The sequence below is a fragment of the Paenibacillus hamazuiensis genome (assembly GCF_023276405.1).
GTDB classification, from domain to species: domain Bacteria; phylum Bacillota; class Bacilli; order Paenibacillales; family NBRC-103111; genus Paenibacillus_AF; species Paenibacillus_AF hamazuiensis.
On sequence record NZ_JALRMO010000001.1, the window covers coordinates 1,988,605 to 2,011,700 of the forward strand.

Consider the following 23,096-nt stretch of genomic DNA (forward strand, 5'->3'; position numbering starts at 1 on the left):
CCGAAGGAGTGATCGTATGTTTCATTCGTATGGGCAATTCGTACCCAAGGTGCACTCTAGTGTATTTATCGCACCGGGCGCGCATATCATCGGTGACGTGACGATAGGCGAAATGTCGACGGTATGGTACAACACGGTGCTGCGTGGAGACTTGGCTCCCATTATGATCGGCAGCCGTTCCAACATTCAGGACGGAAGCGTCGGTCATGTAAACACGAACCAACCGCTTATCGTTGGGGAAGAAGTGTCTGTAGGACACGCGGCGATCATCCACGGATGCACGATAGGTAAGGGCACATTAATCGGCATGGGGGCTATTGTACTTAACGGCGCCGAGATCGGTGAATATGCTTTAATAGGAGCAGGTTCGCTGGTGACGGAAAACAAAAAGATTCCGTCCTACACGCTCTCGCTGGGTTCGCCGGCCCGGGTCGTCCGTGAACTTACCGAAGAAGATTTGCAGCGCATGAAACGGACGATGGAAGGCTACGTGCTCAAGGGAACGGAATACCGGACACAAGCGGATTAAACAATAAACAACATGGCAGTTAAACGCTCTCAAGCTGCTGGCTAGGCCGCTGCATGGAGGTAGGTCCTATGGGAAAATCAAATGTGTCGACCGATACAATGCTGAACCTGTTTGCGGAAATGGTGCTCGATGAGGCGCTTCGCAAATTCAGGGAACAGTATTTGTACCAAGAAATAGACAAAGCTTTGGCCGAGGGAGACGAACAATCGTTTATTGCCCTCACCACGGAACTGAAAACATTGTTATCCCAAGGTTAAGCTTCGCATGTGGTCTAAATATGACACCATTATGAAAGATGTATGGCATCCGGCCATATGTCTTTTTTTGTGCTTCGGAAGATTTCTTCCCTTTTTGGGGACTTTGTTTTAGACTAGGGAGCGGGGTGAAAAAACATGAAATTCAGCGATATATCGAAAGAACAATGGGATGAACTGCGGACGTATTTGGACACATGCCTGCTGCCCGTCACGGGACTTGCCGGCAGCGAAGCGCCGCATGAAGCAGCCGAAAAGCTGGAGCGTCTGCGCGATTTGCTCGATCTTGTCGAAATTCCGTTTAAAGGGAGGGTCGTTACGTATCCCGCCTATCATTTTATCGACGATCCGTTGGAGGCGGAGCGTCTGAACCGGTTGTGCCAACGGCTGAAGGACGAGGCGGGGTTCCGCTATCTGCTGGTGATGTCGGAGTCCGTGCCGTTACATACCGTCAATCTGCCGTCGGCAGATTTGATCGTTCATGTCGGTAGCGAGGGGCTGAGTTTGGATTCGGCCGCAGTGCGACTTCGCATTGCAGGTGAGGTCGGCGCTATGTGGCAAACTGCGAAGAACTTGAATCCCGGCGTATGATTGAGGAATAAATTGCCCATTATATAGCAAGAAGGCATAAGTTTTAGGCTGAAAATCAGTTGTGACAATTTCGTTAAACTTTGCCTGAAACGCTTGGTTTACCGGCTTTAAATCAAACCCGCCGTTCTTGACGCTACTGGAGCCGTAGGCTATTATTAGTTATGTCCTAGTATGAGGTGTAAAGTTGTGTCGAACGATAGTGTGATGTCGCTTAAAGGGGGTAGAACGGGAAAATGAATGATCACAAAAACCACGAGTCTGAGCATCATGGGGAGAAGCCGGTGAAACGACGCGAGATGTCCCGCCGTCAATTCCTCTCTTATACCCTTGGAGGAGCCGGCGCGTTCATGGGCGCGGGCATGCTTGTGCCGATGATTCGTTTTGCGATCGATCCAGTGCTTCAGCCTAAATCGAAGGCGGCTTGGGTTAAAGTTGTCGAAGAGTCCAAAATCACGAACACGCCGGCATCGTTTAAGTTCCAAGTGCATCAGGTTGACGGCTGGTACGAGAGCGATCCGGAACTCGAAGCATGGATTTCTAAGGATAAAAACGGCAAGATCTTCGCCTTGAATCCGACTTGCAAGCATTTGGGCTGTACGGTCAACTGGAATGCGAATCCGGAGTATAAAGACCAGTACTTCTGCCCATGCCACGGCGCTCATTATACGGCGGAAGGCAAAAACCTGGCCGTTGCTCCGGCGCCGCTCGACGAGTATGAAGTGAAAGTGGAAAATGGCTTCGTTTATGTAGGACAGCTTGGTCCGAATAAACACGTCTAACGAAGGAGGCGTAACATCAGATGTTTAAAAACATGTACAACTGGATCGATGAACGTCTGGATATCACGCCGATGTGGAGAGACGTTGCGGACCACGAAGTTCCAGAACACGTGAACCCGGCGCACCATTTCTCCGCATTTGTTTATTGTTTCGGCGGTTTGACGTTTTTCATCACCGTTATTCAGATTTTATCCGGGATGTTTTTGACGATGTATTACGTGCCGGATATTATCAACGCTTACGCGAGCGTCGATTACTTGCAGCACAAGGTGGCGTTCGGCGTCATCGTGCGCGGCATGCACCATTGGGGCGCAAGCCTTGTTATCGTCATGATGTTCCTACATACGCTCCGCGTGTTCTTCACCGGCTCTTACAAAGCGCCTCGTGAAATGAACTGGGTCGTAGGTATGTTGATTTTCTTCGTGATGCTGGGCCTTGGCTTCACAGGGTACCTGCTTCCTTGGGACAACAAAGCTTACTTTGCGACGCAGGTGGGCATCAAAATCGCGGCATCCGTTCCCTTCATTGGCGACTATGTGAAAACCTTCTTACAGGGCGGCGAAATCGTCGGTGCGCAAACGCTAACCCGCTTCTTCGCGCTGCACGTATTTTTCTTGCCGGGTGCTCTGCTTGGACTTCTCGCAGGTCACTTCTTCATGATCCGTAAACAAGGTATTTCCGGTCCGCTATAATAGAAAGGAGTGGCTGAAGTGGCTCACGGTCATAAATCTGACGAAAAAATCGTATACGTGGGCGATTCCCGCGTCCGCGCGAAATCGTCGCGTTTGCAGCAGCCCGATTTTTCCGCTTATCCGGGAAAATCCGAGGTGTTTATTCCGAACTTCCTGCTGAAGGAATGGATGGTTGCGGTCGTCGTGCTTGTCGGTATTCTGGTGCTCGTCATGTCCGATCCGGCTCCTCTCGGATATCCGGCGGACCCGACGAATACGCAGTTCATTCCGATGCCCGACTGGTATTTCCTGTTTCTGTACCAGTTGCTCAAATATCCGTACACATCCAACCAGTTTGTCGTTTTGGGTACGGTAATCGTTCCGGGGATCGCGTTTGGCGGTCTGCTTCTCGCTCCGTTTCTCGATACCGGCAAGGAGCGCCGTTTCTACAGACGCCCGATCGCATCAACGCTGATGGGACTAAGCTTAGTCGCATGCACGTACTTAACGATTGTTTCCTGGCATCACTATGAATTGGAACTGAAAGAAAAAAATATCATTCCCGAACATATCAAGCGTGAAGAAGAACTGCATGCGAACAAAGGGAAGGAAGGCAGCGGGCAAGGCGCAGGAGGCGGAGGACAGCAGAAGAAAGCGGCTGCTCCGGCACTCGTTGCAGCCGACGATCCGGCTGCGGAGATTTACAAGAAGGCGACTTGCGTACAGTGTCACGGCGGAGATTTGAAAGGTATGCCGAATGCCGGCATCCCGATGCTGCTTGGCATTGGCGACAAACATTCCAAAGACGAAATTTTAGGCATCATCAAAAACGGTCAAGGCGGCATGAGTCCTCAGTACGATGCAAACATCAAGAAAGGTCTGACCGATGCCGATATCGACAAGCTGGCCGAATGGCTGGCGAAGCAAAAGAAATCTTAAGCCAGTAAACCTGACCGATACTCTCGGTCAGGTTTTCATTTTGAAACAGGCCGCAGCCAGGGGGACGAGACCGATGTTAGGTTACTATTTTTCCAAATCATTTCTTTCCGGTCCGAAAATGCTTTGGGGGTTGTTCTGGGTCAATTTTCTCGGGACGATTTATGGGTACATCTGGTACGGAGAGCAACTGGTCGATACTTACGAAACGAAACCGCTTTGGTTTTTGCCGTTTGTTCCTGATAGTCCGACTGCAAGTCTTTTTTTTACGGCATTCCTCGCATGGATGATTTGGGACTCGCGGGGACGGAATAACCGCGCAATTGGGCCTGTACGCAGCTTTGTTGAAGCGTTTGCCGTCATCACTTCCGTTAAATACGGCATTTGGGCGGTAACGATGATCGTCGTCTCTGCCGTGCAGGGAGATGTGATGACATGGAAGGATGGCATGCTTGTGTTTTCCCATCTCGGCATGGCCGCGGAAGCGCTGCTTTATGTGATGTTTTACCGGTATGGCGTATGGGCCGCAGCCGTCGCGTCCGTCTGGACTTTATTAAACGATTATATGGATTACGGCCAAGGCGTTTATCCGTGGCTGCCGCGGGTGCTGGCCGACGACTTGCCCGATATTGCGACATTTACGGTCATCCTTAGTCTAGTCACCATTGGTCTCGCTTTCATCATGATGAAACTGCGCCGGCTTTCGGTCTAAAAGAGGACATCCCCCCATAGGATAGAAACTAGGAGGGATGTCCGATGTTTTTTCAAGGGGCAAGGAAAAAAGGTGCAGCAATATTAGTAGCGCTGACGCTTGTGGCGCTGCTTGCCGGCTGCAACCGGGACGGGGCCGGTACGGAGCAAAATGCGACGATACGCAGCGAAGAGCAGGTGAAGAAGATCGAACGTTTGAATGAGCTGGCCGACGACATGTATAAAAAGGTGCAGCAGGGCGATATAATGGGCGGACGGGATTCCCTGCAGCAGGTTAGCGACCAACTGACGCAAATTCACTTTGAAGGCATTACATCGGTGGAAGGGATGCATGCTTTAACGGAAACGGTCACACAAGCGAAACGCGTGTTTAATGCGGTTAAATTTTCGCCGGATGAAGGACAAGTTTCCACGATCAAGCTGCGTCTCGCCGTCGATGCGCTGAAGTCGATGAACGATCCGATGTGGCTGCAATATTATAACGTTCTGCAAAATGATATAAAGGCGCTGGAAAAAGGGGCAACGGAAGCGAGCCGTGCGGAAACGGACAAAGCTTTCGCCGGGCTTTATTCGCATTACGGACTGATCCATCCGTCCCTGCTTATTTCCAGATCCCCAACGGACGTGGAAAAAGCCGATTCGCTTGTTACATTCGTTCAATCGCAGCTGGCAAGTGAAACGGAGCCGTATAAAAGGATTTTGTCGGTCATCCCGGAGATTCGGCAAATGATCGATAGATTGTTCCATAAAAAAGATACGCCGGCCTACTTGCCGATCATCGATAACGGCAGACCGATCATTTGGTCGATCGGCATTGGCTCGGCAATCATAGCGGCGCTGGTGTATGCCGGGTGGAGGCTGTTTCAAAAGGAACGCGGAATCATTCCGGTGAGGAGAATCGATAAAATGTGACGGCCTCATACGGTTCGGAAACCTTCTCCGACGACGTCGTGGACTTCGTTGATAATAATGAAGGCGGCCGGGTCGACGCGGTGTACGAGATCCTTCAGATGTTTCATTTCGTACCGGTACACGACGCAGTAGACGACGTGCTTCGTTTTGCCGGAATAGGCGCCTACCGCCGGAATCAGCGTGGCGCCGCGATCCATGTCCCGCATAATCGCTGACGTTAAAGCCTCGGCATGATCGGTAATGACCGTGAACGCTTTGGCGGAATAAGCTCCTTCGATGATAACGTCGATCGTCTTGGAAGAGATGAACACGGCGACAAACGTATAAAGCACTTTTTCCTTCGGGATGAACAGCAGCGATGTTCCGATGACCGTCAGGTCGAACAGCAATATCATTTGGCCCATGCTCCAGCCTTTATATTTTTGGCCGATGCGTGCAATAATGTCCGATCCTCCGGTCGTTCCGCCATAACGGAACACGATGCCAAGTCCGATCCCGAGCGTGACCCCGGCATAAGCGGTAACGAGAAAGTAATCTTGGCGGCTGTGAAACGGCACTATCCAGCCCCGGGCAATGACAAGCTCCATGATCCAAAGGAAGACGGAAAGCGAAACGGTGCCGACGACGGTATACAGCATCGACTGTCTGCCGAACACTCTCCATCCTATATAAAACAGCGGGATATTGATGGCTAGCGTACTGTAGGAAGGAGGAATGTTCAGCACGTAGTGCAGCAGCAGAGCGATGCCCGTAATCCCCCCTTCCATCAATTCGTTCGAAATCACAAAATAATGAAGTCCGAACGCGTAGATCGCCGTTCCGAGCACGATGGGGATGATCGATTTTATGATGGCGGTGTTTTGGCGGGGTTCCATAAGGTCCTCCTGGAAATTTAGGCGCTCTCTCAGGTATGATGAATCCGCCCGCGGATCATTATACCTGTTTTTTCTTTTTTCAAAAAAAATTTGTCATTACCGCTGCTTTGCGTTAACATGTTAATATGGCTGTTTTCTATGATGAACGAACAGCCTGTTTCGGGAACTTAGGGAAGGCAGGTGGTTATATGGCGGAACGCTCCCTGAAGAGTTTGCAGCAGGAAGTCGACGGGTACATATCGCAGTTTAAGGAAGGGTATTTCAGCCCGCTGGCGATGCTTGCGAGGATGTCCGAGGAAGTCGGAGAGCTCGCGAGAGAAGTGAATCACCAGTTTGGACCGAAGCCGAAAAAGAAAGATGAAGCCGACAGCTCGATCGAGCTGGAGCTGGGAGATATTTTATTTATTACGATCTGCTTCGCCAATTCGCTGGGCATCGATTTAACGGAAGCCCATGAGAAAGTGATGCACAAGTTCAACACCCGCGACGCGAACCGTTGGACGAAAATAAACACCGATTCGAACTGAAGTTCATATGCTGTACCATCACCCTTTTTTGCGAAAGGAGGATGGCGCCGGAATGGACGGAAAGCGGGCGATTCAAAAAGCGTACGAGTCGATTTTGGCGGGGGATTTTGAGAAGGCGATCGAATGGTTCGAACGGGCCATCGAGCTGGAGCCGGGAAATGCAAATTACCATTACAAGCTGTCGATTACGTGCGCAAGAAGCAACAAGCTGGCCAAGGCGTTAGAGCATGCGGACATGGCCCGTCGGCTGGAGCCGGAGGACGAATATTACCGCTCCCATTTCCAAAACCTGCAGGCTAAAGAGCTGCTTCAGAAAGCTGAGAAATATTTTTCGCAGCCGGGCGGTCAAATCTACATGGCCATCGCGATGCTGAAGCAAGCGGTCGCGCTTGATCCGCTTGCACTGGAAGCCTTCCTGCTGCTTGCGTTGGCTTACGCCCGGACCGAGGATTACGGCCCTGCCATTCAGGCGGTGAAAGAAGCGCTCAAGCTGGATCCGCAGCATCAGGGGGCGGGGCAGCTGCTTTCCGAATTCGAATCGAAATTTCAACTATATATAGGCGGCTCGGCAAAGCCCCGCAGCAAGTAGAAAGGAACTGATATCATGACTGAACCAATCAAAGTTGCCGTTGCCGGCGCTAGCGGAAGAATGGGCCGGGAAGTGGTCAAAATGGTGCTGGGCGATCCCGAGCTGCAGCTCGTCGCTGCCGTCGGTCGATCCTCCGAAGGGATCGACGCGGGCCGACTGGCTGGCCTGGACAATTGCGGCGTCGCGGTGAAAACCGATCTGGAGCTCGCTTTGGTCGAAGCGAAGCCGGATGTGATCGTTGATTTTACGACGCCGCAATCCGTCATTTCCAACGCCAAACTGGCGATCAAACATAAAGTTCGTCCGGTCATCGGAGCAACGGGTTTTACTCCGGAGGATGTCGAAAACTTGGACAAGCTGTGCAAGGAACAAGGCATCGGCGGCATCATTGCCCCGAATTTTTCGATCGGAGCCATCTTGATGATGAAATTTGCAGCTCAGGCCGCAAAATATATGCCGCATGTGGAAATTATCGAGTATCATGGAGATCAAAAGCTCGACGCTCCGTCGGGAACTTCGATCAAGACCGCGGAGCTGATCGCGCAAAACCGTCCCGAGCTTCGCCAGGGCAACCCGAAAGAGGAAGAGACGATCGAAGGGGCGCGCGGGGGTTATTATAACGGCTTTCGCATACATAGCGTGAGATTGCCCGGCGTATTCGCACAGCAGGAAGTGGTTTTCGGCGGACACGGGCAAACGCTCAAAATCCGCCACGATTCCTACGAACGCGCGGGGTACATGCCTGGAGTCAACATAGCCGTCAAAAAGGTGATGAGCCTGACCGGCATTACATACGGCTTCGAGCATTTTATCGATTAATGAGCAAGGGGCAAAGAACGGGCTTTTCGTGCGCCGCTCTTTGTCCTTCTTGTATACAGGAGGGTCTCTCGATGAACATCGCATTAATTGCACACGACCGTAAAAAAGAAGAGATGGTCAACTTCGTCACGGCATACGAACCGGTGTTTCAGCATCATACGCTTTATGCGACCGGGACGACGGGCACGCGGATAATGGAAAACACCTCGCTTCAGGTTCACAGGTTTATGTCCGGCCCTTTGGGCGGCGACCAGCAGATTGGAGCGATGGTGGCGACCGACGACATGGATTTGATAATCTTTTTGCGCGATCCGCTGATGGCGCAGCCGCACGAACCGGACATCAGCGCGCTGCTTCGCTTATGCGACGTGCAGGGAGTTCCGGTGGCGACCAATATCGCCACGGCGGAAATTTTAGTGAAAGCGCTCGATCGCGGCGATTTCGCGTGGCGGGAGCTCGTACATAAATATAAACCGGGTGTGATCGAATAATGGCGGCTCAGCTTGATATTTTGGTGTTTGGCGCTCACCCGGACGATGCCGAGATCGGCATGGGCGGAACGATCCGCAAGCATTCGCTTGCCGGACGCCGCATCGGCATTTGCGATTTGACACGGGCCGAAATGTCGTCGAACGGCACGGTGGAGACGCGCAAGCATGAGGCGGCCGATGCCGCACGAATCCTCGGATTAAGTTATCGATCGAACCTGGAACTTCCCGATCGTGGGCTTGTCGGCGGGCGGGAACAAATTGACGCTATCGTTGCGGAAATCCGCAAGCTGAAGCCGGCCATCGTTTTTGCGCCTTATTGGCAGGACCGGCATCCCGACCACATCGCCTGCAGCCGCCTTGTCGAGGAGGCTGTATTCAATGCGAAGCTGCGCAAATATATGCCGGAGGAACCGGCACATACGGTGGAGCAGTTATATTTTTATTTCATCAACGATACGTATGAATCCGATTTGCTCGTCGATGTGACGTCATGCCACGAGGATAAAATGGCTGCTCTGCGAGCGTACCGCTCGCAGTTCGAAACGGCAGGGGCGGATACGGTGAAAACGCCGCTCAACCAAGGTTATTTGGAGCGTGTGGAGGCGCGCGACCGGATGCTCGGCCAAAAACGGATGGTCGATTATGCGGAAGGATTCGTAACCAAGCTTCCTTATTTGGTAAACCTATTTTAAAAAGGCTCTGAATACATTATGGTGAAGATTTGCACGGAAACGGAGGGAGACTCATGAACGGCAGGTTGAAAATCGGCATCACGTGTTACCCGACATTGGGCGGTTCCGGCGTCGTCGCGACGGAGCTGGGCAAGCTGCTGGCGGAGAAGGGACACGAGGTTCATTTTATTACGCACAGCATGCCTTTTCGGCTCGGCAAGTTTCATAAGAATATTTTCTACCACGAAGTCGAAGTGAACGACTATTACGTGTTCAAATATCCTCCTTACGATTTGTCGCTCGCCAGCAAGCTGGCGCAAGTGGCACAGCTCGAAGGGCTGGACCTGCTTCATGTGCATTATGCGATCCCCCATGCGGTATGCGCACTGATTGCGCGCCAAATGGTCGGCAGCCAGCTGAAGGTGGTCACGACGCTGCACGGAACGGATATTACGGTGCTGGCGCATGACGAATCGCTGAAAGACCTGATTCGTTACGCGATCAACCAGAGCGACGCCGTAACAGCCGTTTCCGAAGATTTGATCAGGGAAACTCGCGAATTGCTGGCGATCGAGAAGCCTATCGATCTCGCATACAATTTTGTCGACAAGCGGGTGTATTATCCGCGGGATGTCGAGAAGCTGCGCCGGGAGTTCGCGCACCCGCATGAAAAGATTTTGATCCATATCTCCAACTTCCGCCCAGTCAAAAGAGTGCTGGACGTAGTCGAAACGTTCTCGCTCGTAAGCAAGGATATTCCTTCACGGCTGCTTTTCGTCGGCGAAGGGCCGGAGCTGTCGAAGGTGCACTGCAAGGTCAAGGAGCTCGGATTGCTCGACAAAGTGACGTTTTGCGGGAAGCAGGACGATGTCGCGCAATTGCTGTCGCTGGCCGATGTGATGCTTCTGCCGTCGGAAAAAGAAAGCTTCGGCCTTGTCGCATTGGAAGCGATGGCCTGCGGCGTGCCGACGATCGCGTCGAATGCCGGCGGTATTCCGGAGCTCATTACCCACGGGGAAACCGGGTTTTTGGCCGATATCGGCGACACGGAGAAGATGGCCGCTTATGTGAAGCTGCTGCTGAACGACGAGAAGCTGTATGAGACGGTGAAAAAAGCGTGCTTGCACCGGGCGCGTACGACGTTTTGCAACGAGCGGATCATGGCCCAATATGAGGAAATTTATTACCGGGTGCTTGAACGCGAGCTTCCGGAAGATTTGACGAATAAACTGACCTGTTTGGGGTAAACGCATGCAAAAGCAACTGGAGCAAGGGGCCCGGCACATTCTGCAGAAACTGGCGGAGCATGGCTATTTGGCCTATATGGTCGGCGGTTATGTGCGCGATACGGTGATGGGCCGGCCGATCAAAGACATCGACATCGCCACATCGGCGCTGCCGGAGCAGGTTCAGGCGCTGTTCGAGCGAACGGTGCCCACCGGGCTGCAGCATGGAACGGTCACCGTGATGATCGGCAAAACGCCTTACGAAGTGACGACGTTCCGCAAGGAAGCGGATTACATAGAGTTTCGCCGGCCGGCGGAGGTCGAATTTGTCGGCGATTTGCAGGAAGATCTGCTGCGCCGCGACTTCACAATGAATGCGATGGCCATGGATGCGGACGGCGGGCTGACCGACCCGTTCGGCGGGCGGCGGGACATCGCGCAAAAGCTGCTTCGCTGCGTCGGCGAGCCGAAAGAGCGCTTCGGCGAGGATGCGCTGCGCATGCTGCGCTGCTTGCGGTTCGCGGCCGAATACGAGCTCGCTGTCGAACCGCGGACGTGGCAGGCGCTGCTTGAGCTGGCACCGCTGCTGGGGCATATTGCGCTCGAGCGGGTGCGGGCGGAGCTCGAGCGGATGATCGAAGGAGCGCACCCGAACCGGGCGCTCCTTCTGCTCGCGGAGAGCGGCGTGCTGCGGCAGCTGAAGGCTGACGTCGGCATGCCGCTCGAAGCCGAAGCCGTGAAGCGATGGAAGCCGCTGCACGTGCTAGTGAACCCCCTGCAGCGCTGGGGGTATCTGTTTATCGCGCTCGCCGCGGAGGCGGAAGCGGTGAAGGAGTCGCTGCGGACGCTGACGTTCGCAAAGACGAAGCTGGAGCAGATCGCGCAGCGGGTCGCCGCGGACCGCAAAATGCAGGAAGCGGTGCGAAGCGCGGGCGGCGCCCTGAATGCGCTGGGCGATCTGTGGAAACGGACGACACTGCAGTATGGCATCAGCTGTATGGAGGATCTCGCCGCGATTTATCGGCTCGATCCGGGAGTTGGCCTCGAACTGCCCGACGATGTCATCGTGCAAGCGAGGGAAGCGTTCGCCGCCGGCGGGGCGGCGTGGATCGAAGAGATGCCGACGGTGCGGATGAGCGACCTGGCGATCACCGGAACGGAGCTGACTCAGCATTTGCAGCAGCGTCCGGGTCCGTGGGTCGGCGAGCTGCTTCACCGGCTGCTAACTTTGACAGCTACCGGAGCTTTGGCTAACGACAAGCAGGTTCTGCTGGATAAAGCTTATACCCTTTGCAAAGAAAATGTAGATGAACCTAAACGGAGTCCGAATTCCTATGAATGAAAAAATTATCGAGCTGTTCGAGCGGCATCCGAACGAATTCCTTTCCGGCGAGCAGCTCAGCGAAAAACTGAACTGCAGCCGCACCGCGATTTGGAAGCATATCGAAGCTTTACGCCAGCAAGGCTACCGGTTTGAAGCGGTGTCACGCAAAGGCTACCGGCTCATCGCCAAGCCGGACAGGCTGGATGTAGGCCGTTTAAGCGCCAGCTTGTCAACGAAAGCGATGGGCCGCACAATTCGTTATATCGACGAAGCCGATTCTACACAAAACGTGCTGCACCGGCTCGCGGAAGAGGGCGCGGAGGAGGGAACGCTCGTCATCGCCGAGCGGCAAACGGCCGGCCGCGGCCGGATGGGCCGCGGCTGGCATTCGCCCAAAGGAAAGGGCATCTGGATGAGCCTGTTGCTGCGCCCGCGGGTACCGCTGCATTTTACGCCGCAGCTCACTCTTCTTGCCGCGGTGGCGTTGTGTCGGGCGATCCGGGGTGCCACCAATGTCGACGCCGGCATCAAATGGCCGAACGATTTGCTGGCAAACGGCAAAAAAATATCCGGTATATTGCTCGAATCGAAAGCCGAGGACGAAAGGCTGAAGTATATCGTGGCGGGTATCGGCATTAGCGCCAATCTGGAGCCGGACGACTATCCCGAGGAGCTGCAGGATAAGGCGACATCGCTGTTTATCGAGTCGGGCCGTCCGGTTGACCGGGCCGCTCTGATTGCCGCTTTTTTGCATGAATTCGAGGTGCTGTATTCGCTGTTTCATGAGCAAGGTTTTGCCCCTGTCCGAATGATGTGGGAGGCGCTCTCGGTATCGCTGCACCGGACGGTTCGCTGTCAGATGCCGAACGGCTATGTCGAAGGGGTCGCCGAGTCGATTGACGACAGCGGTGCATTAACGGTGCGGGTTGCAAGCGGCGAACGTGTCAAAGTTTACTCCGGTGATGTCGAACTTCGCTAATTTATGGAAAAAAGAGACTGTTCCTTTTCCCTGAAGTCTGTTATAATGGCGTTAACGAGACGGTATCTTTCGCGGAACCGTACTCCGCATGCGTCATTTCTGCAATACTGCACAACTGAATCAGCTGCAATGTTGTTCTATGTGGATTCTGCTCTGAGCCGAACGGACCGAGACAGAAGAATCATGAGATTCTTTTTGACGAATGGACCTTTTAGCTGCGGGCTAAAAGGTTTTTTTGCTTTTATCGGTTCATAACGGGCTGCTCGGGCGCATACTAACGGGGGAAATCCTCCGGCGAAAGGGGAAACCGATATGGAGAAAAAAGCTCTCACATTGACCCGGTTCAAAAAAATGAAGCAGGATCGCGTCCCGATTACCGTTGTTACAGCCTACGATTACCCGTCGGCGCGTCTGGCCGAGGAGGCGGGAGTTGACGCGATTTTGGTCGGCGACTCGCTCGGCAACGTCGTGCTCGGTTATGAATCGACCGTACCGGTAACGATTGACGACATGGTGTATCATACGCGGGCTGTCACCCGCGGCGCAACGAACACGTTTATTGTGACCGATATGCCATTTGCCACTTACCACGGAAGCCTGGACGTTACGCTGAAGCACGCGGCGAGAATCATGCAGGAGGGTCTGGCCAATGCGGTGAAAATGGAAGGCGGAGCGGAGATTGCGGAGGCCGTCCAAGGTTTGGTGCGGGCCGGCATTCCGGTCATGGCCCACGTCGGCCTTACGCCGCAGTCGATCAATCAGATCGGCGGCTACCGCGTGCAGGGGAAAAGCTCCAAGCAGGCGCAGAAGCTGCTGGAGGATGCCAAGGCGCTTGAGCAGGCGGGCGCTTTTTCCATCGTGCTGGAGCTGGTGACGGACGAGATCGCCGAGCTGATTACCGATAAGCTGGCCATCCCGACGATTGGCATCGGAGCGGGACCGGCCACGGACGGGCAGGTGCTCGTTTTTCACGATCTGCTTGGCTATGCGGCGGACATCGTGCCGAAAAAATTTGTAAAAACGTATGCCAATGTCGGAGATATAATCCGCAGCGGCATTTCCGAATATATCCGCGAAGTCAAGGAACGAAGCTTCCCGACGAAAGAGCATGCTTTTCATATCGAGCAGGAGGAATTGCAGCCTTTATACGGCAGCGTGCCTTCTAAATAAAGGGGTTATTAGCGATGCAAGCAATCAAGCGCATTTCGCAGTTGAAAGAGGAAATTCGCCGGCTTAGAAAAGAAAAAGGCGACGGCACCGTCGGATTTGTTCCCACGATGGGATATTTGCACGAAGGTCATCTGAGCTTACTTGCGGCGGCGAAAAAAGAGACGGATATCGTCGTCATGAGCATCTTTGTCAATCCGCTGCAATTCGGTCCCAACGAGGATTTTGAAAAATATCCGCGCGATCACGAGCGCGATCTGAAGATGGCGGAAGCGGCCGGCGCCGACATCGTCTTTTTGCCGGAAACGTCGGAAATGTATCCGCGTCCGATCAAGACGACCGTCAGCGTCGCCGAAGTAACGGAGCGGCTGTGCGGAGCGTCCCGTCCCGGACATTTTGACGGCGTTGCGACGGTCGTCACCAAACTGTTCAACATCGTACAGCCGGACAAAGCTTTTTTCGGCATGAAGGACGCGCAGCAAGTGGCGGTCATTCGCCGGATGGTCGACGATCTCAACATGAACGTGACGATCGTGCCATGCCCGACGCTCAGGGAGGAAGACGGGCTTGCGATGAGCTCGCGCAACGTATATTTAAGCCCGGAAGAGCGAAAGCAGGCGCTGGTACTGTCCCAGTCGCTGCGGCTGGCGGAAGCCCTCATCCGGGAAAGGAGCGCATCGCCGGATGAGGTCAGGCGGCGGGTGGAGGAGCATATTCGTACGGCACAACTGGCCGACATCGACTATGTCGAGCTGCTCTCTTATCCGGAGCTTGCACCTGTCCAGCCGGGACAAATGCCGCCGTCCGTCATTATTGCACTAGCCGTAAAATTCGGCAAAACGCGGCTGATCGATAATTTGATCATAGAAATGGGGAATTCGCATGTTTAGAACGATGCTGAAATCGAAAATCCATCGCGCCACCGTTACTGAGGCGAATTTGAACTATGTCGGCAGCATTACGATCGACGAGGATTTGCTTGACCAGGTCGACATGCTCCCCAACGAGAAAGTGCAAATCGTTAACAATAACAACGGCGCACGCTTCGAGACCTATATCATTCCCGGGCCGCGCGGCTCCGGCGTCGTCTGCCTGAACGGCGCTGCGGCGCGACTCGTTCAGCCGGGAGATACGGTGATCATCATCTCCTATGCGGTCATGACGGACGAAGAAGCCCGCCGGTACAAGCCGACGATCGCGATTATGGGGGAGAACAACAAAGTCGTCAGTTTGCTCAAAGAAGAGATCCATTCCACGATTTTGTGACGCATGAAATAGCGCATCCAAGCAAACAATGAAGATAACCTTCGGTAAGGTGGGATGCGCGTATGATAATTCAACTTTTTGCGTCAATGAACGAAGTGCTTGATGAAATTATAGCCGGTTATGCGGCGGCACCCCCTGCGAAAAAAGCGGAGATGGACGAAAAACTGCGCATTTTGCGCGGCATGAGTGACACGTTCATCGAACAGTGGCTGCTTTTTGAAGAAAAAATGGGGAAGTATGTACAGGAGCGCGCCAAGCACGAAGCTTATATACATGCATCCGATCCGGAGCTTTCCGGAAAACATTCGCTTCCGTTTCAAAGAGGACAGGGCTATTACAAGCTGCTTATGTATGACGAAGCGATCCGGGAGTTTGAAAGCATTGTAAGCGGACAGCCCGATTTTTTGCTCGCCCGCGTCTATTTGGCTATGAGCCATCTGCGTAAAGGGGATTTGGCGGAAGCTTACCGACATTTTCAATTTCTCACACATATTGCCGAAAACGCCAAAATGAAAGCTATCTCCTATAACGCCATGGGCTGTATTCAAGTGCAAAATCATAATCTCGACAAAGCGTGCGAATATTTTCGCAAAGCTTATAAAACCGACCCTGCCAGCATTGAGCCATTACTGAATATGGGATTATGTTACGAACATAAGGGTACGCTCGAATTTATGTTTGACTAAACTTTCTATTCCCATAAGTCCCCTCTTTTTGGTATGCTTAGAGGAAGAGCTTAAGAAGGGATTGACACGGGAAGCAATGAAATTCGCGGTTCTGGACTTCGAAACGACGGGAAGCCAGTCGAATGACGAAATCATTCAGGTCGGCCTTGTCATCATAAATCAATTTCAAATTACGGACAGGTATACTTCCCTGGTAAATCCAGGAATCGGTATACCTTCTTCTATTACAAGCTTAACCGGCATTACGGACGAAATGGTCCAGCACGCCCCGCGTATGGAGCAGGTCATCGGCGAGATGGTTCCGCTGCTTACGGATGCGGTGCTGGTCGGCCATAATGTCGGTTTTGACTTGTCTTTTTTGCAAAAAGCGCTGGACGAAAACGGCTATTTTCCGTTTGACGGCCGTGTGCTCGATACGATGGATTTGCTGCGGATGCTGTTTCCCGGCATGTCAAGCCTGCAGCTGTCGCTTGCTTGCCAGGCTTTCGGCATAGAGCACGAGCGCCCGCATCAAGCGGACAGCGATGCCGAGGTGACGGCGCTGCTCTGGCTCAAATGCATCGAGAGGCTGCTCGAGCTTCCTCTGCTGACGCTGCAGCGGATGTGCGCGCTCTTCGAGGCGCATGCAACCGATTTGGGCTGGTTTTTGGAAGAAATTCGCACCTTCAGAGAGCTGCAGCCTGCCGCCGAACCGGAAACCGGCAAATTTTTTCGCCAATTTGCACTGGCGGTTGATGACTGGGATCAGGACGAGTTCGTCCGCGAGGAAAGCGACGTCGCTGCGATACCCGATCAATTTTCCGAGTTTTACGCACAAGTAAAACGAAATTTGCAGGTGCGATTCGAAATGTACGAAGACCGGGAAGCGCAGGTGAAGATGCAGCAGGAGGTCGAAGCTGCACTGCAGGGCAAACAGCATCTGCTCATCGAAGCCGGCACCGGAACGGGGAAATCGCTCGGTTACTTGATTCCCGCCCTTTATTATGGCATGAAGCAGGACAAAAAAGTCGTCGTCAGCACGCATACGATCAATTTGCAGGAACAGCTTAAGGAACGGGACGTACCGCTGCTTCATGATATATTTCCCGTACCTTTCCGGGCTGCTGTGCTTAAAGGCAGAAGCCATTATTTGTGCCTGCGCAAATTCGAACATAAAATGAATGCACTCGATTTTGAAAACGCCAAAGAAGACCGCGTCACGGCCGGACAAATGCTCGTTTGGCTCGGGGAAACCGCCACCGGTGACGAAGAGGAGCTTCATTTCGGCAGCAAAGGTCCGCAGTTTTGGCATACGGTGGCGAGCGATGCCGATTCCTGCCTGAACCGCAACTGCCCGTGGTTTCGCAAGTGCTTCTACCATCGGGCCAGGTATGCGTCGAACAATGCGGATGTCATCATTACGAACCATTCGCTGCTGTTCACCGATATGAAGGCGGAAAACCGCATTTTGCCGGCGTACAAGCATCTTGTTATCGATGAGGCCCATCATTTCGAAGAGGTGGCGAGCAAACATCTCGGCATCGAACTGCATTATTTCCAATTGGTCAATACGCTGCAATGGCTGTATAAAGATAGCCGCAGCGGACAGCTGTCACACCTGCGCCAGCGTTTGCAAAAACACGAGGGCGAGCTTGCGGCCGGCTGGGTAATGACGATCGACCAAATTGTCCCCAAGCTTGTGCAGATTAAGGAAGATTGGGATTTGCTGACCGAGCAGCTGTATCAACTGCTTGCCGCAGGCAGCGACCCGTCGCAAAGCGAGATGGGTCAGCCGGTACTGCGGATGAAGAAGGAAAAACTTCCTTCGATTTGGCCGACGCTGCAGGGCATCGAAAGCAACCTTTATTTGAATCTGAACGATGTATCGAAGAAGCTCGACAAGATGTTAAGCGAGCTGAAAGAGGTTCAGGAGGAATATGAGGTGCAGAGTGTAGTAACGGACCTTGGTGGCAGCGGCAAAGAGCTTACGCGCCACAAGGATGCGCTGCATTTCTTTATGAATATGACCGACGATACGTACGTGTACTGGCTGGAGGCGAGCCCGACAATGAAGGCAAAATCGCTTCAGCTGTTCAGCGTACCGATGGACGTAAGTCCGATGCTGAAGGAATATTTCTTCGACGCGAAGGAAAGCGTCGTAATGACCTCCGCTACGCTGTCGGTAGACAAGTCGTTTCAATATACGTGCGAGCAGCTTGGACTCGGAACCGAAGATAACGGAGGGAAGCTGAAAACGGTCATGCTGCCATCGCCTTTTAATTACCGGCAGCAGGCGTTAGTCGTCATTCCGCGGGATTTCCCAAGCCTCAAGGGGATGGGCAGCGAGGCCGTTTTCGTGGAAAAGCTTGTCGATTCGCTCTCCGACATCGCGGTGGAGACCAACGGGCGCATGCTCGTGTTGTTCACGTCCAACCGGATGCTGAAGGCGACGCACCCGGGCCTTAAGGATCGGCTGACCGCGCATGGCATTCAGGTGCTCGGTCAAGGCGTCGACAGCAGCAATCGCAGCAAGCTGACGCGGATGTTCCAAAGCCACCCGGCATGCGTGCTGCTCGGCACGAGCAGCTTCTGGGAAGGCGTGGATATTCCGGGAGAAGCGCTCACCTGCCTTGCGATCGTTCGGCTTCCGTTCCAGCCCCCGAATCACCCGCTCGTCGAGGCGAAAACGGAGTTTTTGAAAAAGCAGAACTTAAATCCGTTTATGAAGCTTTCGGTGCCCCAGGCGGTGATCCGGTTCAAGCAAGGGTTCGGCCGATTGGTTAGGACTGCGGGTGACAAAGGCATTGTGGTCATTTATGACACGAGAGTGATCGATACGAATTACGGCCGTTACTTTCTGTACTCGCTGCCGGGACCGAAAATCGAGCATATGCCGACGACCCAGCTCGTTTCGCGGATTAAGCAATGGATGGGAGAGCATGAACAATGAAAACGCCGAAAATTTCCGAAGCCGTCGTCCGGCGGCTTCCGATATATTTACGTTTTTTGAACGAGCTCAGCATGAAAAACGTGCATACCGTTTCCTCGCAGGATCTGGGGCACAAGCTTGACCTGAACCCGGCGCAGATCCGCAAAGATCTCGCCTATTTCGGGGAGTTCGGGAAAAAGGGGATCGGTTACGACGTCGATTATTTGATTGAAAAAATACGGCAAATTTTGAAGCTGGACAAGCTTATTTCCGTAGCTCTGGTCGGTGCGGGCAACCTGGGACGGGCGCTTTGCAATTATAACGTTTATTTAAAGGATAACATGAAAATCGTCGCTGTGTTTGATGCGCATCAGGCCAAGGTCGGGGAGCAGATCAACAATTTGTTTGTGCAGCCGATGCAGGAGCTTTCCGAGACGATTAAACGGCTGCACGTGCGGATCGGCATCATCACGGTGCCGGCCCCGGAGGCGCAAAATGTCGCCAATCAGTTCGTCGAAGCCGGGGTTGAGGCGATACTGAACTTTGCTCCGGTGATTATTAAAGTTCCGAGTACGGTACGGGTCCATCATGCGGATCTCACGGCGGAACTGCAAAGTTTGGCGTATTATTTGGACAAATGAAAATCACTCCATAAATCAAAGGCACCCCCTAAAATCAAAGGGCACCCCCTAAATCCCCCTCTAGGGGGACCCCAGGCTTCCGTAGCTGGCTTTGCTCCGCAAAGCCCTTAAGGCGCTCGGGCGCCCTGGACCCGCCCTCCGGGAGCTCATGCTCGCTTCTAGTTCGCGTCTGCCCGACATGGATTTTGGGCTTCACTCAAAAATCCTATATCGGGCACGCTTTACTTTGGGAGCGATGATTTGGGAGCGGATGCGTGCCTCGTGCCCGCGTATGTTTGCCATGGTTTTGCTGGCGCAAAACCTATGGCCGACACGCTGTACTATGCCCATGTATCGATCATGTCAATACGAAAAAGGCTTGTTCTAATAGAACAAGCCGAAGATGATTTTATATATGATATAGGACAGCACGATGCTGATCGGAATGGTAATGACCCAGGTCATTACCATTTTTGTTACGACCGACCATTTGACGTCGTAAAACCTCATGACGCTTCCTGTGCCGATGATCGATGAGGAAATGACGTGTGTGGTGGACAATGGCATGCCCATGGCGGTGGACGTTTGGATAACGATCGACGAGTTCAAATCCGAAGCGAAGCCGTTGATCGGTTCGATCTTGATCAGCTTTTTGCTCACCGTATTGATGATCCGCCATCCGCCGATCGACGTTCCAAGCCCCATAGCCGTAGCAGCAAGCAGTTTAACCCATAAGGGGACCTGCAGATCTTGCTGGACGCCGGTGGCGACCAGCGCGAATACGATGACGCCCATCGCCTTTTGCGCGTCATTGCCGCCGTGCGAGAAGGACAGGAGGCCCGCTGAAAAAATTTGCAGCGTGCGGAACACCCTGTTCAGCTTGGAGCGGGAGCTGTTGCCTCCGCTGATGATAAGCAGCTTGATGATCCACATGATGACGAAGCCGGTACCGAACGCGACAATCGGAGACAAAATCAATATTTCGATGATTTCAATAAATCCCTTCCAATTGACGAAATCGACTCCGGCGCCGGCGATGACGGCGCCTGCCAGAGATCCGATCAACGTGTGTGAGGAGGATGAAGGAATTCCGAAATACCATGTCAACAGGTTCCAAATAATCGCAGCGAGCAGGGCTGCAATAACGATTGGCATACCGTTCGGAATATTGGCCGGGTTCGCAATTTTCCCGCCGACCGTCTTGGCGACCTCCGAGGAAAATACAGCGCCGACGAAGTTAAGGATGGCCGCTCCGAACACCGCGACTCTCGGCGATAAGGCGCGGGTGGAAATCGACGTTGCAATGGCATTCGCCGTATCGTGAAACCCGTTGATGAAATCGAAGAGCAGCGCCAGTATGACAATAAATACAAGTAGGGTAAGCATGGTTTCCTCCTGATCTAACAACCCTTAAGAATAGCGGAGCACGACACTCTCCAAGATGTTCGCGACATCCTCGCACGCGTCGGTTGTTTGTTCCAGACGCTCGTATATCTCTTTCAGCTTAAAATCGTGATAAGGGTCTGTCGGGTGGAGGAAAATTTGCCTGATGCCTTCCCTCATAAGCGTATCGCCTTCGTTTTCAAGACTGTTGATTTGCACCGTATGCTCGGTGAGCTGCATGTACTTTTTGCGGGCAAGCAGCTTGAAAGCGTCCAAAATGTGTTGGCACGACTGGACGATGACGGCGGAGAAATCTTTCATAAACTTGTCGGTTTTTTGTACGTTCATATAATCGAAACGGGCGATCGTCGCTTCAATTCCGTCCATCACGTCGTCCAATTTGGAGGCGAGCTCGAGAATATCCTCGCGGTCAAGCGGAGTAATAAACGTCTTGTTCAAGCCTTTGAAGATTTGATGCGTTATCTGGTCTCCCCTATGCTCCAGGTCTTTCAGCTCGGGATAAAAGCTCGCCGGCGGCTTGTCCCCCATCATGGCGTTACGGAACATTTGCGCCCCCTCCAGCGTGTTTTCCGCTGATTTGATGAGAAGCAGCAGGAAATCGGTATCATTCTTTTTGGCAAAAAGCACTGGTTAACCCCCCGTTCATAATGTGAAAACTATGTAGAACCGTGCAGAAATTTACACAAAATTAAAAATACCATACCCGATCCCCGAAAAGCAATCCTAGTTTGCCCCTTTCAAATTATGTTCATGTGTGCCGCTTTATGAGGCTTGGAACATCGACTTTCTTGATTTTATGCGGTGGAAAAGGTACATTGAAAAGGGAGTTTTTCTACATATATGGAAGAAGGGATTTTGACCTTTATGGCTAAAACGCTGATCACCAACGGATTATTTGTTACAATGAACGAAGACAAGCCGGTTATCTCCGGTTATATGGAGCTCGAAGATAACCGCATCACGGCGATCGGGGAACAGGCTCCTCCATCGTTGGAAGGCTACAATGAAGTGATTGACGGGAAAGGCAAGCTGTATATGCCCGGCCTTGTCAACACGCACTGTCATGCGGCGATGTCGCTGCTGCGCGGGTACGGGGACGATATGGCGCTTCAAGTATGGCTGCAGGAAAAAATGTGGCCGATCGAGGGAAAGTTTACCGCACATGATGTCAAATACGGCACGCTGCTGTCCATTTTGGAAATGGTCAAGGGCGGTACGACGACATTTGTCGATATGTACGACCATATGAACGAGGTGGCGCAGGCGGTGGAGCAGTCCGGCATGAGGGCCGTGCTGACCCGCGGCGTCATCGGGCTGTGTCCGCCGGAGGTACAGGACGCGAAGCTGAAGGAAGCGACGCAATTCGCCAAAGACTGGAACGGCAAAGCGAACGGCCGCATTACGACGATGATGTCGCCGCACGCGCCGTATACGTGTCCGCCGGACTATATCGAGCGGATCGTCCAGGTTGCACACGAATTGAATCTGCCGATTCATACGCATATGTCGGAATCGTTGCGGGAAGTGCTTGACAATGAGCAGCAATACGGACTGCGTCCGGTCGCACATCTCGAAAAACTCGGCGTATTTTCCAGACCGACGCTTGTCGCACACGGGGTTCATTTGACCGACGAAGAGATTGCGATCTTGAAACGTTACGATGTTCGCGTCTCGCATAATCCCGGCAGCAACCTGAAACTGGCAAGCGGAATCGCTCGCGTGACGGACCTGCGCCAAGCGGGTGTACTCGTTTCCTTGGGCACGGACAGCTCGGCCAGCAACAATAACCTGGACATGTTCGAGGAAATGCGTCTCGCCGCACTTATCCATAAAGGGGTGTCCGGAGACCCGGTTGCTGTGCCCGCCGCGGAAGCTTTCAAGATGGGTACTTCGGAAGGCGCCAAATCGATTTGGCTTGAGGATGTGGGAATTCTCGCTCCGGGCATGAAAGCGGATTTTATCGCCGTCGATATCGATCAGTCGCATTTTTATCCGAAAACGAACTACGTATCCCATATCGTCTATGCGGCTTCGGCTAAAGACGTGGTTGACGTTTGCATCGACGGCCGGTGGGTTGTACGCGGCGGCGAATGCTTGACTCTCGATGAAGAGCGCATTTTGCATGAAGCGCAAAAATGCTTTGAAAGGCTGACATCGTAAG

26 protein-coding genes are annotated in these 23,096 nt (G+C 53.1%); 23 read left to right on the top strand and 3 right to left on the bottom strand.

Features of this window, described 5'->3' with window-relative positions; translation table 11 throughout:
- Window positions 1-16: 16 nt before the first annotated feature.
- From MYS68_RS08665 to MYS68_RS08700, 8 genes are all read left to right on the top strand, one after another.
- Complete coding sequence (locus tag MYS68_RS08665) at window positions 17-529, top strand: gamma carbonic anhydrase family protein (RefSeq protein WP_248925450.1); 513 nt, start codon at window positions 17-19, stop codon at window positions 527-529.
- 68 nt (window positions 530-597) lie between these two features.
- Window positions 598-786: an IDEAL domain-containing protein gene (locus MYS68_RS08670; protein ID WP_248925451.1), complete on the top strand. Its 189-nt coding sequence runs from the start codon at window positions 598-600 to the stop codon at window positions 784-786.
- Window positions 787-921: 135 nt separating this feature from the next.
- Complete coding sequence (locus tag MYS68_RS08675; RefSeq protein WP_248925452.1) at window positions 922-1,374, top strand: DUF2487 family protein; 453 nt, start codon at window positions 922-924, stop codon at window positions 1,372-1,374.
- 233 nt (window positions 1,375-1,607) lie between these two features.
- Window positions 1,608-2,153, top strand: a complete 546-nt coding sequence (locus MYS68_RS08680; protein ID WP_275983449.1) for a Rieske (2Fe-2S) protein — start codon at window positions 1,608-1,610, stop codon at window positions 2,151-2,153.
- Window positions 2,154-2,173: 20 nt separating this feature from the next.
- Window positions 2,174-2,845, top strand: a complete 672-nt coding sequence (qcrB, locus tag MYS68_RS08685; protein WP_248925453.1) for a menaquinol-cytochrome c reductase cytochrome b subunit — start codon at window positions 2,174-2,176, stop codon at window positions 2,843-2,845.
- Window positions 2,846-2,863: 18 nt separating this feature from the next.
- Entirely contained in the window at window positions 2,864-3,763 is a 900-nt protein-coding gene (locus MYS68_RS08690; RefSeq protein ID WP_248925454.1) for a c-type cytochrome, read from the top strand.
- 73 nt (window positions 3,764-3,836) lie between these two features.
- Window positions 3,837-4,472, top strand: a complete 636-nt coding sequence (locus tag MYS68_RS08695) for a DUF1405 domain-containing protein (protein ID WP_248925455.1) — start codon at window positions 3,837-3,839, stop codon at window positions 4,470-4,472.
- Window positions 4,473-4,516: 44 nt separating this feature from the next.
- On the top strand, window positions 4,517-5,383 hold the full coding sequence (locus MYS68_RS08700) for a sporulation protein YpjB (RefSeq protein WP_248925456.1): 867 nt from the start codon (window positions 4,517-4,519) through the stop codon (window positions 5,381-5,383).
- A gap of 5 nt (window positions 5,384-5,388) precedes the next feature.
- Here the strand turns inward: MYS68_RS08700 and MYS68_RS08705 are convergent, their stop codons facing one another.
- Complete coding sequence (locus MYS68_RS08705) at window positions 5,389-6,258, bottom strand: YitT family protein (protein ID WP_248925457.1); 870 nt, start codon at window positions 6,256-6,258, stop codon at window positions 5,389-5,391.
- Between the two features lie 188 nt (window positions 6,259-6,446).
- Here MYS68_RS08705 and MYS68_RS08710 point away from each other — a divergent pair, with 188 nt between their 5' ends.
- From MYS68_RS08710 to MYS68_RS08775, 14 genes are all read left to right on the top strand, one after another.
- Window positions 6,447-6,785, top strand: a complete 339-nt coding sequence (locus tag MYS68_RS08710; RefSeq protein WP_248925458.1) for a nucleotide pyrophosphohydrolase — start codon at window positions 6,447-6,449, stop codon at window positions 6,783-6,785.
- 52 nt (window positions 6,786-6,837) lie between these two features.
- Window positions 6,838-7,374 (top strand): tetratricopeptide repeat protein, encoded by a 537-nt coding sequence (locus MYS68_RS08715; protein ID WP_248925459.1) that lies wholly within the window; start codon window positions 6,838-6,840, stop codon window positions 7,372-7,374.
- 15 nt (window positions 7,375-7,389) lie between these two features.
- A complete protein-coding gene (gene dapB, locus MYS68_RS08720) occupies window positions 7,390-8,193 on the top strand; it encodes a 4-hydroxy-tetrahydrodipicolinate reductase (protein ID WP_248925460.1) in 804 nt (267 codons plus the stop codon).
- Between the two features lie 71 nt (window positions 8,194-8,264).
- On the top strand, window positions 8,265-8,684 hold the full coding sequence (mgsA, locus tag MYS68_RS08725) for a methylglyoxal synthase (protein WP_248925461.1): 420 nt from the start codon (window positions 8,265-8,267) through the stop codon (window positions 8,682-8,684).
- Window positions 8,684-9,376 carry a bacillithiol biosynthesis deacetylase BshB1 gene (gene bshB1 / locus MYS68_RS08730; protein WP_248925462.1) on the top strand — a complete coding sequence of 231 codons (693 nt, stop codon included), beginning with the start codon at window positions 8,684-8,686 and terminating at the stop codon, window positions 9,374-9,376. The genes mgsA and bshB1 overlap by 1 nt, the downstream gene beginning before the upstream one ends.
- A gap of 53 nt (window positions 9,377-9,429) precedes the next feature.
- The gene (bshA, locus tag MYS68_RS08735) at window positions 9,430-10,602 is read left to right on the top strand and encodes an N-acetyl-alpha-D-glucosaminyl L-malate synthase BshA (protein ID WP_248925463.1); all 1,173 of its coding nucleotides are present in this window, start codon (window positions 9,430-9,432) and stop codon (window positions 10,600-10,602) included.
- A gap of 4 nt (window positions 10,603-10,606) precedes the next feature.
- Complete coding sequence (locus MYS68_RS08740; RefSeq protein ID WP_248925464.1) at window positions 10,607-11,923, top strand: CCA tRNA nucleotidyltransferase; 1,317 nt, start codon at window positions 10,607-10,609, stop codon at window positions 11,921-11,923.
- Window positions 11,916-12,884 carry a biotin--[acetyl-CoA-carboxylase] ligase gene (locus MYS68_RS08745; RefSeq protein WP_248925465.1) on the top strand — a complete coding sequence of 323 codons (969 nt, stop codon included), beginning with the start codon at window positions 11,916-11,918 and terminating at the stop codon, window positions 12,882-12,884. The genes MYS68_RS08740 and MYS68_RS08745 overlap by 8 nt, the downstream gene beginning before the upstream one ends.
- 312 nt (window positions 12,885-13,196) lie before the next feature.
- A complete protein-coding gene (gene panB, locus MYS68_RS08750) occupies window positions 13,197-14,054 on the top strand; it encodes a 3-methyl-2-oxobutanoate hydroxymethyltransferase (protein ID WP_248925466.1) in 858 nt (285 codons plus the stop codon).
- Between the two features lie 14 nt (window positions 14,055-14,068).
- Window positions 14,069-14,941 carry a pantoate--beta-alanine ligase gene (gene panC / locus MYS68_RS08755; protein WP_248925467.1) on the top strand — a complete coding sequence of 291 codons (873 nt, stop codon included), beginning with the start codon at window positions 14,069-14,071 and terminating at the stop codon, window positions 14,939-14,941.
- Window positions 14,934-15,317 (top strand): aspartate 1-decarboxylase, encoded by a 384-nt coding sequence (gene panD / locus MYS68_RS08760; protein ID WP_248925468.1) that lies wholly within the window; start codon window positions 14,934-14,936, stop codon window positions 15,315-15,317. Before panC ends, panD begins: the two co-directional genes overlap by 8 nt.
- Before the next feature lie 62 nt (window positions 15,318-15,379).
- On the top strand, window positions 15,380-16,003 hold the full coding sequence (locus MYS68_RS08765) for a tetratricopeptide repeat protein (protein ID WP_248925469.1): 624 nt from the start codon (window positions 15,380-15,382) through the stop codon (window positions 16,001-16,003).
- 76 nt (window positions 16,004-16,079) lie between these two features.
- On the top strand, window positions 16,080-18,932 hold the full coding sequence (gene dinG / locus MYS68_RS08770; protein ID WP_248925470.1) for an ATP-dependent DNA helicase DinG: 2,853 nt from the start codon (window positions 16,080-16,082) through the stop codon (window positions 18,930-18,932).
- Complete coding sequence (locus MYS68_RS08775; RefSeq protein WP_248925471.1) at window positions 18,929-19,552, top strand: redox-sensing transcriptional repressor Rex; 624 nt, start codon at window positions 18,929-18,931, stop codon at window positions 19,550-19,552. Before dinG ends, MYS68_RS08775 begins: the two co-directional genes overlap by 4 nt.
- Before the next feature lie 363 nt (window positions 19,553-19,915).
- Here MYS68_RS08775 and MYS68_RS08780 read toward each other — a convergent pair whose 3' ends face one another.
- Both MYS68_RS08780 and MYS68_RS08785 read right to left on the bottom strand, forming a co-directional pair.
- Window positions 19,916-20,917: an inorganic phosphate transporter gene (locus MYS68_RS08780; RefSeq protein ID WP_248925472.1), complete on the bottom strand. Its 1,002-nt coding sequence runs from the start codon at window positions 20,915-20,917 to the stop codon at window positions 19,916-19,918.
- Window positions 20,918-20,941: 24 nt separating this feature from the next.
- Window positions 20,942-21,562, bottom strand: coding sequence for a DUF47 domain-containing protein (locus tag MYS68_RS08785; protein ID WP_248925473.1), 621 nt, complete (start codon window positions 21,560-21,562; stop codon window positions 20,942-20,944).
- Window positions 21,563-21,799: 237 nt separating this feature from the next.
- On the opposite strand from MYS68_RS08785, the gene MYS68_RS08790 reads away from it, so the two are divergent.
- Entirely contained in the window at window positions 21,800-23,095 is a 1,296-nt protein-coding gene (locus MYS68_RS08790) for an amidohydrolase (protein ID WP_248930854.1), read from the top strand.
- Window position 23,096: the final 1 nt, after the last annotated feature.

Excerpts from the sequence above, each read along its gene's own strand:
- MYS68_RS08740 (WP_248925464.1), top strand. The coding sequence starts at position 10,607 with ATGCAAAAGCAACTGGAGCAAGGGGCCCGGCACATTCTGCAGAAACTG.
- bshB1 (WP_248925462.1), top strand. The coding sequence starts at position 8,684 with ATGGCGGCTCAGCTTGATATTTTGGTGTTTGGCGCTCACCCGGACGAT.
- MYS68_RS08700 (WP_248925456.1), top strand. The coding sequence starts at position 4,517 with ATGTTTTTTCAAGGGGCAAGGAAAAAAGGTGCAGCAATATTAGTAGCG.
- panB (WP_248925466.1), top strand. The coding sequence starts at position 13,197 with ATGGAGAAAAAAGCTCTCACATTGACCCGGTTCAAAAAAATGAAGCAG.
- MYS68_RS08710 (WP_248925458.1), top strand. The coding sequence starts at position 6,447 with ATGGCGGAACGCTCCCTGAAGAGTTTGCAGCAGGAAGTCGACGGGTAC.
- MYS68_RS08765 (WP_248925469.1), top strand. The coding sequence starts at position 15,380 with ATGATAATTCAACTTTTTGCGTCAATGAACGAAGTGCTTGATGAAATT.
- MYS68_RS08780 (WP_248925472.1), bottom strand. The coding sequence starts at position 20,917 with ATGCTTACCCTACTTGTATTTATTGTCATACTGGCGCTGCTCTTCGAT.
- MYS68_RS08670 (WP_248925451.1), top strand. The coding sequence starts at position 598 with ATGGGAAAATCAAATGTGTCGACCGATACAATGCTGAACCTGTTTGCG.
- MYS68_RS08665 (WP_248925450.1), top strand. The coding sequence starts at position 17 with ATGTTTCATTCGTATGGGCAATTCGTACCCAAGGTGCACTCTAGTGTA.
- MYS68_RS08695 (WP_248925455.1), top strand. The coding sequence starts at position 3,837 with ATGTTAGGTTACTATTTTTCCAAATCATTTCTTTCCGGTCCGAAAATG.
- MYS68_RS08715 (WP_248925459.1), top strand. The coding sequence starts at position 6,838 with ATGGACGGAAAGCGGGCGATTCAAAAAGCGTACGAGTCGATTTTGGCG.
- MYS68_RS08680 (WP_275983449.1), top strand. The coding sequence starts at position 1,608 with ATGAATGATCACAAAAACCACGAGTCTGAGCATCATGGGGAGAAGCCG.
- dinG (WP_248925470.1), top strand. The coding sequence starts at position 16,080 with ATGAAATTCGCGGTTCTGGACTTCGAAACGACGGGAAGCCAGTCGAAT.
- MYS68_RS08675 (WP_248925452.1), top strand. The coding sequence starts at position 922 with ATGAAATTCAGCGATATATCGAAAGAACAATGGGATGAACTGCGGACG.
- MYS68_RS08745 (WP_248925465.1), top strand. The coding sequence starts at position 11,916 with ATGAATGAAAAAATTATCGAGCTGTTCGAGCGGCATCCGAACGAATTC.
- qcrB (WP_248925453.1), top strand. The coding sequence starts at position 2,174 with ATGTTTAAAAACATGTACAACTGGATCGATGAACGTCTGGATATCACG.
- panD (WP_248925468.1), top strand. The coding sequence starts at position 14,934 with ATGTTTAGAACGATGCTGAAATCGAAAATCCATCGCGCCACCGTTACT.
- MYS68_RS08775 (WP_248925471.1), top strand. The coding sequence starts at position 18,929 with ATGAAAACGCCGAAAATTTCCGAAGCCGTCGTCCGGCGGCTTCCGATA.
- MYS68_RS08705 (WP_248925457.1), bottom strand. The coding sequence starts at position 6,258 with ATGGAACCCCGCCAAAACACCGCCATCATAAAATCGATCATCCCCATC.
- MYS68_RS08790 (WP_248930854.1), top strand. The coding sequence starts at position 21,800 with ATGGCTAAAACGCTGATCACCAACGGATTATTTGTTACAATGAACGAA.
- mgsA (WP_248925461.1), top strand. The coding sequence starts at position 8,265 with ATGAACATCGCATTAATTGCACACGACCGTAAAAAAGAAGAGATGGTC.
- bshA (WP_248925463.1), top strand. The coding sequence starts at position 9,430 with ATGAACGGCAGGTTGAAAATCGGCATCACGTGTTACCCGACATTGGGC.
- panC (WP_248925467.1), top strand. The coding sequence starts at position 14,069 with ATGCAAGCAATCAAGCGCATTTCGCAGTTGAAAGAGGAAATTCGCCGG.
- dapB (WP_248925460.1), top strand. The coding sequence starts at position 7,390 with ATGACTGAACCAATCAAAGTTGCCGTTGCCGGCGCTAGCGGAAGAATG.